At 72.3% G+C, this 16,386-nt stretch carries 7 protein-coding genes; all 7 read right to left on the bottom strand.

Annotation, left to right across the window (positions count from 1 at the left end; genetic code table 11):
* Positions 1–2: 2 nt before the first annotated feature.
* The 7 genes from ACN265_RS16595 to ACN265_RS16625 all read right to left on the bottom strand — a co-directional run bounded on the left by ACN265_RS16595 (position 3) and on the right by ACN265_RS16625 (position 16,384).
* The gene (locus ACN265_RS16595; protein ID WP_421408464.1) at positions 3–9,749 is read right to left on the bottom strand and encodes an amino acid adenylation domain-containing protein; all 9,747 of its coding nucleotides are present in this window, start codon (positions 9,747–9,749) and stop codon (positions 3–5) included.
* On the bottom strand, positions 9,746–10,906 hold the full coding sequence (locus ACN265_RS16600) for an aromatic ring-hydroxylating oxygenase subunit alpha (protein WP_420116054.1): 1,161 nt from the start codon (positions 10,904–10,906) through the stop codon (positions 9,746–9,748). Before ACN265_RS16600 ends, ACN265_RS16595 begins: the two co-directional genes overlap by 4 nt.
* A gap of 102 nt (positions 10,907–11,008) precedes the next feature.
* Positions 11,009–12,406, bottom strand: a complete 1,398-nt coding sequence (locus ACN265_RS16605) for an NAD(P)/FAD-dependent oxidoreductase (protein WP_307826268.1) — start codon at positions 12,404–12,406, stop codon at positions 11,009–11,011.
* A gap of 942 nt (positions 12,407–13,348) precedes the next feature.
* A complete protein-coding gene (locus ACN265_RS16610; protein WP_421408465.1) occupies positions 13,349–14,110 on the bottom strand; it encodes an SDR family NAD(P)-dependent oxidoreductase in 762 nt (253 codons plus the stop codon).
* A gap of 26 nt (positions 14,111–14,136) precedes the next feature.
* Entirely contained in the window at positions 14,137–14,799 is a 663-nt protein-coding gene (gene npdG / locus ACN265_RS16615) for an NADPH-dependent F420 reductase (RefSeq protein WP_357927055.1), read from the bottom strand.
* Positions 14,800–15,068: 269 nt separating this feature from the next.
* Complete coding sequence (locus ACN265_RS16620; RefSeq protein WP_204926533.1) at positions 15,069–15,404, bottom strand: VOC family protein; 336 nt, start codon at positions 15,402–15,404, stop codon at positions 15,069–15,071.
* Positions 15,401–16,384 carry an LLM class flavin-dependent oxidoreductase gene (locus ACN265_RS16625; protein WP_420116057.1) on the bottom strand — a complete coding sequence of 328 codons (984 nt, stop codon included), beginning with the start codon at positions 16,382–16,384 and terminating at the stop codon, positions 15,401–15,403. The genes ACN265_RS16620 and ACN265_RS16625 overlap by 4 nt, the downstream gene beginning before the upstream one ends.
* Positions 16,385–16,386: the final 2 nt, after the last annotated feature.

Consider the following 16,386-nt stretch of genomic DNA (forward strand, 5'->3'; position numbering starts at 1 on the left):
GCTCAGTGCTCGTAGTGACGGTCGAACAACGGGTGGCCGACTGCCCCGTCACCCGCTGCGGGTACGGAAGCCTCCGGCTCCGGTCGACGCCGCGCGGCGGAACCGGGGAACCGGGGTGCGCTCAGCTCCCGGCGCTCGAAGGGGTAGGTGGGGATGGTGGTGGTGCGGTGTCCCTTCCCGTGGTGGATTCCGGCCCAGTCGAGGTCGCCGTGGCCCTGGTTGTAGAACGACGTGATGGCGGTGTGGAGCTGGGTCTGGTCGTCGTGGTCGCGGCGCAGCGTCGGCAGCCAGGTCAGGTCGGTGTCGGTGAGGGTCGCCCGCGCCAGACCGGTCAACACCGGATGCGCGCCGATATCCCAGAAGACCCGTCCGCCGGCTGCACAGGCCGCTTCGACCGCCTGGGTGAAACGCACCGGTCGGCGGATCCCCGAACCCCACACCTGGCCGTCGGCCACCGACCGGGCGTCATGCCAACCACCCGTCACCGTGGAGGCGAAACCGATCCGTGGCGGTGACGCCATCGCCTGCCCGAACGCCTGGGCGAACGGGTCCACCGCCCCGGTCATCGCCGCCGAGTGGAACGCGTGGCTGACCGTCAACCGCTGCGTCCGCAACCCCGACCCGGCACCGAACGCCTCCACCGCCTCGGCCGGGCCGGAGACCGTCACACTGCGCGGAGCATTGAACGCCGCGATCTCCACCCCCGGAAACGACGGCAACACCGCCTCCACCGACCCCGCGTCGGCGAACACCACCGCCATCGCCCCGTCCGCGGGTTGCGCCTGCATCAGCCCACCCCGTACCACCGCCAACCGCAACACCTCCGGCAACGACAGCACCCCCGCCGCCCACCCCGCGGTCAACTCCCCCACGCTGTGACCCACCACCAGACCCGGCCGAACACCCCACGACTCCAACAACCGCACCAACCCCACCTGCACCGACACGATCGCCACCTGCGCGAACCGGGTCTGCACCAGCTCGCCACCGCGCGCTCCGAACACCACCTCCCGCAACGGCACGTCCCCACCCGACGCCACCAGCTCGGCGCACTCGTCGAACGCCGCCCGGAACACCGGCTCGGTCGCGTACAAACCCGCAGCCATCCCCGGGTACTGCGAACCCTGGCCCGAGAACAGGAACACCGACACCGGCGGCTGATTCGACAACCGGGCCACCGGCCGATCCCCACCCGCGACCGCATTCAATCCGGCGGCCAACTCCGACCCGTCAGAACCCTGGACCGCCACCCGGAACCGATGCGACGCACGACCCACATTCGCCGTGAAACCAACGTCACCGAGCACAGCCGAATCCACACCCGAGAATGTGCGCGCATACTCGTCCGCGAGCCGACGCACGCCGTCCTCACTGGCCGCGGACACCTTGACCACGTGCGACTGCTGCGGCACGACCTCCCGGACGGCCGGGAGCGGCGCTTCCTCGACGATGACGTGGGCGTTGACCCCACCCATCCCGAACGCCGACACCGCCGCCCGACGCGGCGCACCCGCCACCCGAGGCCACGACACCGGCTTGTCCGCCACGAAGAACGGCGTGTCCTCGAACCGGATATGGTCATTCGGCCGCACCACATGCAACGTCGCCGGCACCACCCCGTGCTCCAACGACAACAACACCTTCACCAACCCGGCAAGACCCGCCGCCGGCTCCAAATGACCAATATTCGACTTCAACGAACCAATCGCACAGAACTGCGTCCGCGACGTGAACCCACGCCACGCCCGGGTAAGACCCTCCACCTCGATCGGATCACCCAACGACGTCCCCGTCCCATGCGCCTCCACCATCCCCATCCCCTCCACACCAACCCCCGCATCCCGCAACGCCGCCACGATCACCTCCCGCTGCGCCGCACTACTCGGCACCGTCAACCCACTCGTCCGACCACCGTGATTCACCGCCGAACCCCGAATCACCCCCCGCACCCGATCCCCATCCCGCACCGCATCCACCAACGGCTTCACCACCACCGTCACCACACCCTCACCCGGCACGAACCCATCCGCCCCCGCATCGAACGCCCGCGACGCACCCGTCGGGGAGAACGAGCGCAGGCGGGAGCCGAGCTGGAAGTACTGCGGGGACATGGCCAGGTGGACTCCGGCGACGATCGCCTGGTCGCACTCGCCGTTACGGATGCTGCGTACGGCGGTGTGCAACGCCACCAACGACGACGAACACAACGTGTCGATCGTCATGCTCGGCCCCGACAGATCCAGGAAATAACTCACCCGGTTCGCCAGGATGGCGTTGTGGTTGCCCAGCCCGGCGGCGGTCTGCACCACGTCCCCGACGACCATGTCCCGGTAGTGCTGGTAGCTCGCGCCGACGAACACGCCTGTCGACCGGCCGGCCGTACGGCCCGACAGGCCGGCGTCCTCCAACGCGCGCCAGGCGGACTGGATGAGGTGGCGCTGCTGCGGGTCGATCCACTGGGCTTCGGCCGGTGAGATCCGGAAGAACGGCGCGTCGAAGTCGGTCAGGTCGTCGACGAAGCCCGCCCGGCGCAGGTAGACGGTGCCGGGCTCGGCCGCGTCGGAGTAGTAGTCGTCGATGTCCCAGCGGGACTTCGGGACCTCGCGGAGGCAGTCCTCGCCCCTGGTGAGCACCTCCCACAGCTCGTCGAGGTTGCTGGCGTTGGGGAAGACGCCGTCGATGCCGACGATGGCGATGTCGTGCCGGTCCGGAGCCGTCGAGGTCGCCACCGCGACCGGTGTCACCGCAGCCGAACCCGCCGGGTCCGGAGCCGGAGCGATCGGAGCCGGGACGGCCGGGGCGTAAGCCGGAGCCGCCGTCGCGGGCAGGTCGACCGGGGGCGCGTCGGCCGTCGGTGCGACCGGCACCCCGGCCGGCGAACCACCGCCCGGAACGGGTGGCACCGCGCCGGGCGTCGACGCGGCACCGGGTACGGCGGTGACGCCGTACGAGTCGCGCAGTTCCCGGGCGAGGTTCTCCACCGTCCCCACCTCGAGCAGCAGGGTGACCGGGATGTCCACGCCGAGCCGGGTGCGGATGTCCTGGGCCAGCGAGACGGCCAGCATCGAGTCGAGCCCCTGGGCCTCCAAGGGGCGGTCCAGTTCGAGGGTCTCGACGTCGGTCTCCAGGCCTTCGGCGATCCACCGGGCCAGCGTCTGGCCGAGGTCGCCGGCACCGTTGACGGGTCGGGAGACGGCGGTTCCGTTGACCGGCAGGGGGGCTGCGGCGGCGGTGCCGGGTCCGGACGCGGCCGGGACCCGACCGTTGCCGTCGGCACCGTGGGCCGGGGTGGACCCGGGCGGGGTGCCACGGTGCCCGGGGACGCCGGTCGGGGTGGTGCCGTCGAACCGGGCCCGGTCGTGCGCGCCCGTCCCGGTGGGCGGGGTGGGCGGCGGGGCCGGGGAGATCCGACGCCAGGTGACGCCCCGGGCGGTGAGCACCGGCCGGTCGCCGTCGAGCACCACCAGACTGGCGGTGAGCAGCCCGGCGTCGGGCGCGCTGCCCCGGTCCCGGCGGGCGTGCACGCGTACCTCACCGGTGAGCGGGCCCCACACGGTCAGCCGGGAGACGGTGAACGGCACGTAGAGGCCCTGCGCCCCGCAGGCGGCGAGGGCCACCTGGAAGGCGCCGTCGAGCAGCCGGGCGTCCACCGGGCCGGCGTCGGGTCCGGCATCGACCCGCAGGGTGCCGGTCGCCACACCGTCCGCCGTGGACAGTTGGCGTACGCAGCGGAAGCTCGGGCCGTACCGCAGGCCGTTGCGGTCGAAGTCGCGGTACATGCCGTCGAGGTCGACCGGGGTGAGCCCGACGGTGGCGGCCGGTGGGGTGAGCGTCGGATCGGCCGGTTCGGGGTCGGCCACCTCCAGGTCGCAGACCACGGCGGTGGTGCCGTCGCGGAAGGTGACCCGGCTGCCGTGCCGCTCCGCGGTGAGCGTCGCCGGCGGCCGTACGGTGGCCCGGAAGGTGAGGTCCCGCAGGGTGAAGGCGTCCCGGCCGAGCAGCTCGGCGACCTTGCCGGGGTAGCCGGCGCCGGGCAGTGTCGGGTCGCCCAGCACCACGTGTTCCCGGGCCTCCGGGTGCTCGGTCCACGACCCGGGTGGGGTGGTCGCCGGCACACCGGCCGCCGGGAGCCGCCCCGCCGTCGACGCGGGCGTCAGCCACAGGTGCTTCTCCTCGTGCGGGGCGGTGGGGAAGCGCACCGGGGCGCGTTCCTCGGCCACCAGGCCGTCGCCGGCCACGAAGCGGCGGGCCGCCGTGTCGAGGGCGTCGCGTCCGGGCGCGTCGCCCAACGGGGGCAGGGTCCGCCCCGACGGGGTGGGGACGATCCCGGTGTAGAGGTTCCGGGTGCCCTCGGCACGGGCGAGGAACAGCATCAGCTTGTCGTCGAGCTGTTCGACGGTGTCCACCACGCAGGCGAGCCGGTACGTCGCCGCCGGCCGCTGCCGGCTGGCCACGCAGATCCAGGCCAGCGGCGGGCAGTACGGCGACCTCAGCAGGTGCACGAGCCGGTCGGCGAGGGTGCGCAGCCCCTCCTCGGAGCCCGCCGAGAGGGTGAGCAGGCCGGTGCCGGTCCGGGCGGGCACCCGGGTCGGCGACGGGGCCGCCGCGAGGACGGCGTGCGCGTTGACCCCGCCGAAGCCGAAGCTGCTGACCCCGGCGACCCGGGGCCCGGCCCACGGGACGAGCCGGTCCGGGACGAACAGCGGCGAGTTCTCGAAGCGGAACGCCCGGTTCGGGAAGGTGAGGTGGGCCGAGGGCGGAATCCGGTCCGCCTGCAGCGCGAGGATCGTCTTGATCAGGCCGGCGATCCCGGCCGCCGGTTCGAGGTGGCCGATGTTCGTCTTCACCGAGCCGACCGCCACCGTGCCGCGCCGCGCCGCGCCCAGGGCGGCCTGCAACGCCTCCAGCTCGATCAGGTCACCGAGCTGCGTGCCCGTGCCGTGCGCCTCGATGTAGCCGACCCCGTCCGCCTCGATGCCGGACCGCCGCAGGGCGCTGCGGATCACCGCCTGCTGGGCGGTGCTGCTCGGTGCGGTCAGGAAGCCGGCGGCACCGGTGTGGTTCACCGCGGACCCGCGGACCACCGCGAGGACCGGGTCGCCGTCGCGTTCGGCGTCGGCGAGCCGCTTGAGGACGATGACCCCGCAGCCCTCGCCGCGGACGTACCCGTCGGCGTCGTCGTCGAAGGTCCGGCACACCCCGGTCGGGGAGAGCATGCCGTTGCGCAGGAAGGACCGGGTCTTGGTGGGGGTCAGCACCAGGTTGGCCGCGCCGACGACGGCCGCGTCCACCTCCCCGGCGCGCAGGTGCATGGCCGCCTGGTGCAGGGCGACCAGCGAGGACGAGCAGGCCGTGTCGACGGCGAAGCTCGGCCCCGACCAGTTGAAGGCGTGGGAGAGCCGGTTGGCGACCATCGACACCGCCGTGCCGGTGGCCACGTGCGGGTCGCCGGCCCCGATGCTGCCCGCCACCAGTTCGGGGAAGTCGCTGGCGATGGTGCCGATGAAGACGCCCGTGGCGGTGCCGAGGGAGGCGGCGGTGTGGCCGCAGCTCTCCAGGGCTTCGTCGGTGACGCTGAGCAGCAGCCGCTGCAACGGGTCCAGCCGTCGGGCCTCCCGGTCGGTGAGCTGGAACCGGGCGGCGTCGAAGTGCTCGACCCGGTCGACCCAGCCGGTCGGCACCTCGTCGGCGGCGGACCAGAGGTGGCCCCAGCCCCGGTGTCCGGTCGGCGCGTCGCCGACGCTGGACACCCCCTCGGCGAGGTTGGCCCAGAACTCGTCGGGGGTGGCCGCGCCGGGGAACCGGCAGGCCAACCCGATGACGGCGAGCGGCTCCTCGACGGTGTCGGGGGCCGGGGTCCCGGACGCGTTCGCCGGGGCGGGCCGGTGGGACGGGTCCTTTCGTACGGTGCCGGGTGCGGCCGGGTCACCGGTGGTGGCCCGAGGTCCGCCGGTCGTACCGGCCGGGGCGGGGTGTGCCGGGTCCGGCGCGGCGTCGACGGTACGCTCGGCGGCCGTGTCGGTGGTGGCCGCGACGACCGCCTCGGCGGCAGCGACGACGGCCTGTTCGGGGGTCGCCCCGGTGGTGTCGGGCCGGGAGCGTGCGGGCGTGCCGGGTGCGGGCTGGAGCAGTTCGGCGAGCCGTTCGGGGGTGCCGGTGGCGAAGATGGCCGGTGGGCTCACCGCGACGCCGAACTCCTCGGTGAGCGCCAGCGCCGCGCGGGTGACGTTGGCCGAGTCCCCGCCGAGGTCGAAGAAGTTGTCGGTGACCAGGAACTCGTCGTGGCCGAGCACGGCGGCGAACACCCGCGCGATGCGCTGCTCCGGCGCGACGGTCGGCTCCGGGACGACGGCGGGCTCCCGGACGACGGCCGGCTCCGGCGCGGCGGTCCGTTCCGGCGCGGTCGGCTCCGGGACGACGGTCGGTTCGCGGGTGGCTGCGGTGGCCGCCGGGGGCGCGACGGGCGCGACGGGCGCGACGGGCGCGACGGGCGCGACGGGCGCGACGGAGGGTACGCCGGTGCGGATGATCGTGTGCCGGTCCGGCCGGGGCAGCCGGTTGCGGGCGATCTTGCCGTTGTCGGTCAACGGCATCGCGTCGAGCCGCACGTAGGCGTCCGGCACCATGTACTCGGGCAGCCGCCCGCCGACGAAGGTGTCCAGCTCCGCCTTGACCAGGGTGCGCTCGCCGACGAGGTACGCGGTCAGCCGCGGTTCGCCCCGGCCCTCGAAGGCGACGGCGATGACGGCGGCGGCGGTGACCCCGGGGTACTCCGCCAGGACGCGTTCGATCTCGGCCGGTTCGATCCGGTTGCCCCGGACCTTGACCTGCGAGTCGGCCCGGCCCAGCCACTCGATCGCGCCGTCGGCGTGCCGCCGGACGGTGTCCCCGGTGCGGTAGAGCCGCTGACCGCTGACCGGGTGGGTGAGGAACACCTCGGCGGTCCGGTCCGGACGGTTGACGTAGCCGCGGGCCAGGCCGACACCGGACAGGTACAGCTCGCCGGTGTCGGCGGGCGCCAGGTCGGCGTCGAGCACGTGCAGGGCGAGGTTGGGCAGCGGTTCGCCCAGCGGCAGGAACGCGCCGACCGACTCGACCCGGTGGGCCGACGCCCAGATCGTCGCCTCGGTGGGGCCGTAGAGGTTCCACAGGGCGCGGGCGGTGCCGTGCAGTTGCTGGGCGGTCGCCGGCACCAGGGCCTCGCCGCCGGACAGGACGGTGAGCCGGGACGTCGGCGTCCAGCCGGTCTCCAGCAGCAGCCGCCACATACTCGGGGTGGCCTGGGCGACGGTGACCTCGCCGATCAGGTCGGCGAGCCGGTGCGGGTCGCGGGCCACCGCCCGGGACGCCAGGGTCACGGTCGCGCCGACGGTCAGCGGCAACAGCAGTTCCAGCAGGGAGATGTCGAAGGCGACGGTGGTGTGCGCGAGCACGGTGTCGGTCCCGGTGACGTCGAGCCGTTCCCCGATGCCGGTCAGGAAGTTCGCCAGGGCGGCGTGCCCGATCTCCACCCCCTTCGGCTCCCCGGTCGACCCGCTGGTGAACAGCACGTAGGCGAGGTCCGCGCCGGTGACGGTGGGCGGCACGGCCAGCGCGGAGCCGTCCGGGCCGGGGATCGGCAGCACCGGCCCGACCGCCTCGCCGCACGCGAGGCTGTGCTCGTCGGCGAGGATCAGGTCGCACTCGGCGACCTGCGCGTAGCGGCGCAGCCGTTCCACCGGGTAGTTCGGGTCGAGCGGTAGGAACGCCGCCCCGACCCGGAGGATGCCGAGCATGGCCGGGACCAGGTCGGGGCCGCGCTCGGTCAGCAGGCCGACGACGGACCCGGCGCCGAGCCCCTGGTCGTACAGGTGGGCGGCGATGGCGTCGGCCCAGGCGTCCAGTGTGGCGTAGTCGATCCGCCGGGCCCCGCTGCGGACCGCGACGGCGTCCGGTCGGGCGGCCACGGTCGCCGCGAACAGGTCCAGCACGGTGGGTACGGGGGCGGCGGGCTCCGGCGCGGGCTCCGGGTGCGCCGTGACGTCGGGCGGGCCGGCGGAATCGGTGGGGCCGGCGGCGAGCGGATCGGTGGCCGGGGCGGGCGCGGACCCGTCGGTCGGGGCGGGCCCGGTCGTCGCCGACGCGCCTGCGTCGGCGGGTGCCGGTGCCGAGGCTGGGGCGGGCATCGGCGCGGCGGTGCCGAGGAGCATGGCCCCGAGGGCGAGGTCCTCGACCCGCTCGGCGAACTCCAGCGCCTCGTCGGCGGACATGGCGGTTTCGCGGACGAAGACCGTGGGCGGGCCGTCGTGCAGGCAGAGCAGGGCGATCTCGGTGTCCGGCTCGGTGGCCGCCTCGTCGTCGGGGTGCCGCTGGAGGACGGCGATCCGGGTGAAGGTCGGCCCGTCGGCGCCGACCGGGCGGTACGCCAGGCCGAGGCGTACCTCCAGGTCGGTGGCGTACCCGTGGCGGGCGGTCGCCTCGTCGAGGCGGGCGGCCAGTTCGTCGGCGGCGGCGGCGTCGAAACGGACCGGGACGCGGGCGACGGCGAGCCCGTGGGTCGCCTCGGCCAGTGCCGGTGCGGACGAGGCCGACCAGGCGAAGTCGAAGCTCGGCGCCTCCATCCGTTCGGCGAGGACGGCGAGGAAGGCGCGGATCACGGTGACCGTCTCGGCCCACGACCGGGGCAGGTACGCCAGCTCGTACCGGCCGTAGTGCGCGGACGCGGCGGAGAAGTCCTCGGCGGGCAGCGGCGCGGGCCGCAGGTCGGTCAGCCGGGCCTTCCACCAGGACTCGTGCCGGCGCAGTGGTCCCTGTGCCTCGGCGATCGCGGCCAGCCGCCCGGGGGGAGCGGCCGGCAGCGGCCGGCCCGGGGCGATGCCCAGCCGTTGGGCCACGGCCCGGCCGCTGAGCGCGCTGCCGTCGGTGGCCGTGAAGTCGCTCAGCAGCAGGTCGCCGTCGGGGGTGGACAGGGTGATCGCGGAGTCGGTCACGGCCGTCGTGACGGTCACCGACGGCGGGTCCTCGCGGGGGATGCGCCGGATCTGCCGGGTGAACACCGCGCCCTGGGCGGTGACCAGGGCCGGCACCCCGAGCGGGTTGGGGAACGTGCCGTAGTCGAGGGCCTTGGCGATGCGTTCGGCCTCGACGGCGGAGGTGCCGGCGTGGATGAGCCCGCCGCCGGCGATCCGGTCGCGCTGGTGGTAGAAGCGGCGCTCACGGTCGGCGGTGTCGACCGGTTCGGGCAGTGCGCGCCGCAGCAGGTACGGGACGAGGTCGGCGAAGAGCGCGATGCCCACCTCGGCGGTCTCGTAGGTCAGGGACAGCGCGGTGGAGTGGGTGCGGACCGGGAACCACCGCTCCAGCAGCACGGGGCCGGCGTCGACCGCCTCGGTCATCCGGTGCCAGGTCGCGGCGTGCCGGCCCGCCCCCTCGTAGAGCGCCCAGGCGGCGACGTTGCTGCCGGAGTAGCGGGGCAGTGGACCGTCGTGGAAGTTGATCGCGGCGACCCGCGGCAGCGCCAGCACCGGGCCGGGCAGGATCCGGAAGTTGACGATGCTGAACAGGTAGTCGACCTCGGTGGCGGTGAGCGCGGCGGCGAGGTCGGCGTGCGGGTCGAGCACCGGGACGTCGTGCGCGTCCGCCCAGGCGGTGGCGACCGGTTCGTCGGTGAAGACGCCCTCGATCCGTACCCCGGCCGCGACGAGCTGGTCGGCGCAGCGGGCCAGGACCCGGGTGCCGCCGATGAGGAAGCAGGTGACCACGGCCGTCATCCCTCGGTGTCGACGGGGTCGGCCGTCTCGCGCGCCACCCAGGCGTCGATCTGGGAGACGACCTCCTCGTCCAGGGAGAGCTGGCCGGGCGACCAGAACGGGTTGGACAGGCCGCGGTGGGTCCGCTCGCACATCTCCCAGTCCTCGTAGTTGGCCTTGTCCCAGAGCGCGAAGACGGCCTCGTGCGAGAAGTCGCTGCGGGCCGTCTCGGAGGGGTGGAACAGCCAGAAGTGCCGTACGTAGCAGGTGCTCGGGCTCTCCGGCCAGACCCACTGCATCATCACGTAGTCGGCGGTGAAGCCGAAGAGCAGGTTCGGCAGGATGGTGATCCAGTTGATCTTCTTGAGGTCGGCGTCCGGGACCAGCGGCATGGGTGCCCGGTCGCTGCGTCCGGTCATCGACACCGAGTTGTACTTGTCCCGGATGACCTGCCACGCGCCGACGATGTCGCCCTTGAGCTCGTAGGTGCCCGCGTCGTCGAAGTCGGTGATCCGGTGCAGGTCCTTGTGCGCCGTCGGGAAGTGCAGGCTCTCGTTGACGTTGTGCGCCACCAGCTTCCAGTTGGAGGCGACCGGGTAGTCCTTGGCCTGCACGCACTTCAGGTCGGCCAGCTCGTAGACCCGGGCGAACTCGCCGAACTCGCCGAGGGAGGCGTCGAGGTCGGGCGCGTCGTCGGAGAAGGTGATGAAGACGACCCCGAACCGGATCTCGGTACGCACCGGCAGCAGGCCGTTCTTCTCCTTGTCGAAGAAGTGGTCGAAGTACGTGCCGTTGAAGCTCTTGAGCTTGCCGTTGCGGTCGTAGACCCAGCAGTGGTAGATGCAGACGATGCTCTGCCGCTTGCCGGCGGCCTCCTCCACCAGCCGGTACCCCCGGTGGCGGCAGTAGTTGTGGTACGCCTGGATGCCGTTGTCGCCGTTGATGATCAGGATGGAGCCGGTGCCGATGGTCAGGGTCGCGTAGGAGCCCTTCTCGGTGAACCGGGAGACGTGGTCCACCGGCAGCCAGCGGCGGCGGTAGATCCGTTCCAGCTCCCGCTGGTGCTGCTCCTCGCCGGTGTAGAACGCGTGGGACCGGCCACGACCGCCGGTGTCGTAGTACGGCCGTTGGTCGTCCTGTTGGCCGATGAGATCGAACATGCTGGACGCGCGCGTCATCTGCCTGCCTCCTCCGGGGGGGTCAAGTGCCACGAACGAACGGCGGAGGACGGGGACGTCCTCCACCGTCGTGCCGCGCTGTCGGGCGCGGCCTCACGCCGATCAGGACGGTTCGTAGATCCGCTTGTGCTGGGGGACGCCGGCGTCGTCGTAGATCCGGTCCAGGTTGTCGGGGGCGAACAGCTCGTGCCCCTCGACCCCGCCGGCGATCATGCCGAGCATCTTGGTGGTCCACTCCCGGCTGGTGCTGATCGCGCCCAGCACCGCCTCCAGGTACGGGTCGAGGGTCAGCTCGGCCATCGCCGTGGTGTAGTCGTAGACCGGCGCGCTCTCCTCGTCGCGCACCTTGACGTAGTCGGCGAGGGCGTCGTCCATGGTCCGCTCGCCGGAGAGCGCCTCGTGGATGCGGTCGGCGAGCAGCTCGCCGTGCAGGAAGGCGTCGGTCATGCCCCACCCGGTGATGGGGTCCTTGTGGTAGCCGGCGTCGCCCACCAGCGCCCAGCCGGGGCCGTGCGAACGGCGGTAGTAGTTGTCCGGGTAGCGCATCGGCCGCAGCGGTTCCTCGCGCCGGCCCTGCTCGCGTAGCTGCGCGCCCATCTCCGGCTCGACGTCGTCGAAGACGGCCAGGAAACGCGCCTCGGGGTCCTGACGGAACTCCTTGAGCTGCCGGCGGGTGCAGATGACGGCGACCATGTTGACGTCGCCGTTGGTCGGCCAGGTGCCGAACCACTGCTCGTGGAAGCCGGTCTTGTGGTGCAGGCCCCAGTCCAGGCCGCTGTAGTAGGAGTAGTAGGTGAATCCGGCGGCGGGCCGCACGTTGTACAGCTCCGCGCCGACCTTCCGGGCCACCGTCGAGTGGAAGCCGTCGGCGCCGACCACCACCGTGGACCGGAACTCCTGCTCCGGCCCGTCGCCCTCGCGACCCCGGATGCCGACCACCCGACCGTCGGAGAAGACCAGGTCGGAGACGGTGAACTGCTCCAGGACCTCGACGCCGGCCCGGCGGGCCGCGTTGACCAGGATCTCGTCGAGCACGACCCGACGCGGGCAGTAGACGGCGTCGATCCCGTCGATCGGGTCGGCGAACCCGATCAACGGGATGCCGTGGTTGGCGTAGTTCATCGTCCGGATGGCCGGCGTCTTCGCGTCGATCACCTCGTCGAGCAGTCCCCACGCCTGGAGGCGGGACAGCCCGGCCTGGTGGATGTAGTGGGTCGACACCGCGTCGCTCGGAAAGGAGGAGCGGTCGACCATCAGAACCCGGTGGCCCTGCCGGGCCAATAGCATTGCCACGGGCGAACCCGCGCAGCGTGCACCGACAACGATTACATCGAACATGGGCCTGCTCCGATCAGTCGTCAGCCCTGGAAAGCAACCGTCCAATGCGGATGTGGGATTGCCAAGAGAGTACGTTTCCACGTTCCTCATGGTCAATACGCGGGTTCGCCGGCGATGGTGAATGAGAACGCTAACAAGAAGGAAGTCCTGCTTGTGGACCATGCTCGAACTGGCGAAGTGTGACGTGGGTCACATGCATAAAGCAGCCTGAATGAAAGCTGAGAATTGCACTGAGCTGGGATGATCACTTTCGGTTTACCAAATCACCCCGACCAATCACAGAATCGAGTTGGGGCGAACAGAACCGCAGCCACCCTCAGAAGCTGGACATCCGGCGGTGCGCACACCTGGACCAATCGGTGGCGAGGCACCACCAGGGCGGGCCAAACCCCCAAGAGGGGCAACGATCCCCCGTTAACACTTACCGCAACATTTCGGTCATGACCGCCCTGAACAGGAGATCCGGCGGCCGTGATCGAAGTTGATCGATTAACATGCGGTCAACCCCGCAATGGTGAACAACCCTGATGATTGCCTCCGGCAATCTCTGGCTCGCCATTTGGTTGCCTCGACGAATCGTTGCCCCGGGCGCTTTTCTCGGCGACGGGCGGCGAAGGGCGTCCCCCGGGACGGCACCACCGACCACCCACCGCCGTCCGACCCGCGCCATCCGGACACGCCGGCCCCTCCCCATCGCGGAGAGCCGACAGTTTCGGTACCCATCGAGACAGTGGGAACGATTAGCCGAATACCTTTTCCGGTCGGTCGGCAGGACGGTTTCGGGCACCGGAATCGTGGAAAGAACCGTCGGACCAGAAATGCCGACGCATGAGGGATCATCCGATACGGTGCGCAACATCGATGCGGAGAGAAACGGTCACCCGGGCATCGCACCGGCCGACGCGGCCGGGTGACGACGCTTTTCCCGGCGCGGGGGAATCGCCTCTTTCGCGCGGACGTCACGTTGCGGTCGTCCGCTCACCGGGCTACACCGGTGGTCGGCCACACCGGCCCCCGAGCCGCCCCCCGGCACACCAGGTCGGTCTACGTTCCCGCCCGCCCGGCGTGCCGATGTGCTCCGGCCCGCCGGGCCGCGCGGCGGGATCAGCGGGGTGCCATCCGGAGGGCGCCGTCAAGGCGGATGACCTCGCCGTTGAGGTAGTCGTTGCCGATCAGGGAGAGCACGAGGGCGGCGTACTCCCCCGGATCGCCGAGGCGGCCCGGGAACGGCACCCCGGCGGCGAGGCCGGCCCGGTACTCCGACGACACGGTCTGCATCATCGGCGTCAGCATGATGCCGGGCGCGATGGTCATCACCCGGATGCCGTGCGGGGCGAGGTCACGGGCGGCCGGCAGGGTGAGCCCGACGATGCCGCCCTTGGACGACGCGTACGCCGCCTGGCCGACCTGGCCCTCGTAGGCCGCGACCGACGCGGTGTTGACGATCACGCCCCGCTGGCCGTGCCCGTCCGGGGCGGTCTCCGCGATCCGTTCCGCGGCGAGCGTCAGCACGGTGAAGGTGCCGATCAGGTTGACCCGGACGACGCGGGCGTACAGCTCGAGGTCGTGGACGCCGCGCCGGCCGAGAATCCGCTGCGACGGGGCGATGCCGGCGCAGTTCACCACCGTCCGCAGGGGATGGTCCCCGACGGCGGCCCGGTCGACCGCCGCACGGACCGCCGCCGGGTCGCACACGTCGACGTCGACGAGGCGCACCCCGGCCGGCGCGTCACCGGCGGCGGCGATGGCCGACCCGAGATCGAAGCCGTGGACGGTGGCGCCCGCGCCGGCCAGCGCGGCGGCGGTGGCCGCGCCGAGGCCGGACGCGGCGCCGGTGACGATGGCGGCGGTACCTGCGAGTTCCATCCTGTGCTCCTTCGTGCCGGACCGGGTCACACGTCGGTGATACGCAGGCCCGCGTGGGCCCGGTAGCGCCGGTTGACCGAGATGAGGTTGGCGGTGAACGCCTCGACCTGGTGGGCGTTGCGCAGCCGCCCGCCGTAGACGCCCCGCACCCCGGGGATGGCGGCGGCGAGTTCCCGGACCAGGTCGGTGGCCTCGCGGTCGTCGCCGAGCACCAGGACGTCGGTGTCGACCGCGTCGAGCTCCGGGTCCTCCAGGAGCACGGCGGAGACATGGTGGAACGCCGCGACGACCCGGGACCCGGGAAGGAGCGCGGCGGCCTGCTGGGCGGCGGAACCCTCCGCGACGGCCAGCGCGTAGGCGCCCTGCTTGTCGAAGCCCAGCGGGTTCACGCAGTCCACGACGATCTTCCCGGCCAGTGCCGGGGCGAGCGTGGTGAGCAGCTCGGCGTGCCCGTCCCAGGGCACCGCGACCACCACGATGTCGGCCTGCCCGGCTGCGTCGGCGTTCGACCCGCCCCGGACCCGGCCGGGCAGCGCGGCGGCCGTCCGTTCGGCCCGCTCGGCGTCCCGCGACCCGAGTACGACGTCCAGCCCGGCCGCCCCGAACCGCCGGGCGAGCCCCCGCCCCTGCGGCCCCGTCCCGCCGAGCACGCCGACGGTACGGCCCCGCAGCTCGTCACTCACACTCACGTGGATCTCCTTCTCGTCCCCCACCGCCCGCCCCGTGCAGTCCCGGTCTCCGTCCCCGCCGGCCCTCCGGTCCCCTGCCCTCCCGCGCCCCTCGGCCCCGCCGTCGCGGTGATCAAGAGGTTCGCGTCAGTTGATCAAGAGGTTCGCGTCATCGTGGAGATCACTCCTGACGCTTTTCTCTTGATCACCGGAGCGGAGCGGGGCCGGGTGGAACGGGGCGGGACGGGTGAGGTGAGGGGGTGGGAGGGGACGGGTGGGGCGGGGGTGGGTCAGGGGTGGGGTTGGTAGAGGGTCAGGGGGTTGCCGGTGGGGTCGGTGACCAGGGCCCGACGTTCGTGCGGGCCGGTGGTCGGGGCCGAGACGGTGACGCCGGCGGCGGCCAGGTGGGCGAGGCAGGCGTCGAGGTCGTCGACCTGGATGCTGAGCACGGTGCGGCCGGCGACGGGCTGCTGGGTGGCGTCGGCCAGGCCGAGGGTCACCGTGCCGTCGGTGACTGCGGCGTACCGGTCGCCGTCGCGGAAACGCACCGTCAACCCGAGCGCGGTGTAGAAGGCGAGCTGGGCGTCCAGGTCGTCGGCGGGGACGATCACGTGACCGATCCTCATGGCCGGAACCTCGGCATCACCTCGCGGGCGAACCGCTCCACGATCTCCATCGACCGTTCGATCGGCAGGCCGAGCCACTGGGCGCGGAAGACGAAGTGGTTGTAGCCGGCATCGGCGAAATCCTGGATCTTGGCGGTGATGTCGTCGGGCGAGCCGAAGAACAGCGCCTTCTCCCTGATCGCGTCCCACTGCGACTCGAAGAAGTCCATGCCGTACTGGACGTACTCGCCGTAGGAGCGTTTCACCTGTTCACCGGCGACGGCGAACGCGGCCTCGGCGGAGTCGGCCACGCACAGGTCCCGGTGGATCGGGAAGACCGCGTCCCGCTCGTCGAACCCGGCGGCCCGCCGCTGCTCACGGTAGTCGGCCAGGTTGCCCACGGCCCAGTTGCGGCGCACGTTGGACGGTGCCAGCCAGGGCAACCCCTGCCGGGCGATCCGGGCGATGCCGGTCGGACCGTTGGCGCCCACCCAGACCGGCGGATGCGGACGCTGCACCGGCAGCACGCTGCACCGCACCCCGTCCAGGGTGAAGTGTTTGCCCTCGTGGTGCACCGGCTCCCCGGTCCACAGCTGCTGCATCACGGCGAGCGCCTCGTTCATCCGGGACACCCGGGTGCGCCGTTCGATGCCGAACGCGGCGAACTCGACGTCGCGGTAGCCCGAGCCGATGCCGAGGACGAACCGGCCGCCGGACATCTGGTCGATGGTGGCGATCTCCTCGGCCCAGTGCACCGGGTGGCCCAGCGGCAGGATGAGGATGCCGGTGCCGAGCTGCATCGTCCCGGAGTGGTCGACGAGCCGGCTCAGCAGCGGCAGCGGCTGCGGGGTGCGCAGCGACGACAGATAGTGGTGGATGCCGAAGACCGAGTCGTAGCCCAGGTCCCGGACGTGCTGGACGTACTCGACGGTCTCCCCGATGCGCCGGCCCAGGTCGTCGCCGGGGGCGTACTGGTGGTCGAGCAGGATGCCGAACTTCACGC

This window comes from Micromonospora sp. WMMD730, from assembly GCF_049178955.1.
Classification (GTDB): Bacteria; Actinomycetota; Actinomycetes; order Mycobacteriales; family Micromonosporaceae; genus Micromonospora; species Micromonospora wenchangensis.

What these genes read in the sequence shown, in the direction of transcription:
- ACN265_RS16595 (WP_421408464.1), bottom strand. Translation starts at nt 9,749, where the DNA reads ATGACGGCCGTGGTCACCTGCTTCCTCATCGGCGGCACCCGGGTCCTG.
- ACN265_RS16600 (WP_420116054.1), bottom strand. Translation starts at nt 10,906, where the DNA reads ATGACGCGCGCGTCCAGCATGTTCGATCTCATCGGCCAACAGGACGAC.
- ACN265_RS16605 (WP_307826268.1), bottom strand. Translation starts at nt 12,406, where the DNA reads ATGGTCCACAAGCAGGACTTCCTTCTTGTTAGCGTTCTCATTCACCAT.
- ACN265_RS16610 (WP_421408465.1), bottom strand. Translation starts at nt 14,110, where the DNA reads ATGGAACTCGCAGGTACCGCCGCCATCGTCACCGGCGCCGCGTCCGGC.
- ACN265_RS16620 (WP_204926533.1), bottom strand. Translation starts at nt 15,404, where the DNA reads ATGAGGATCGGTCACGTGATCGTCCCCGCCGACGACCTGGACGCCCAG.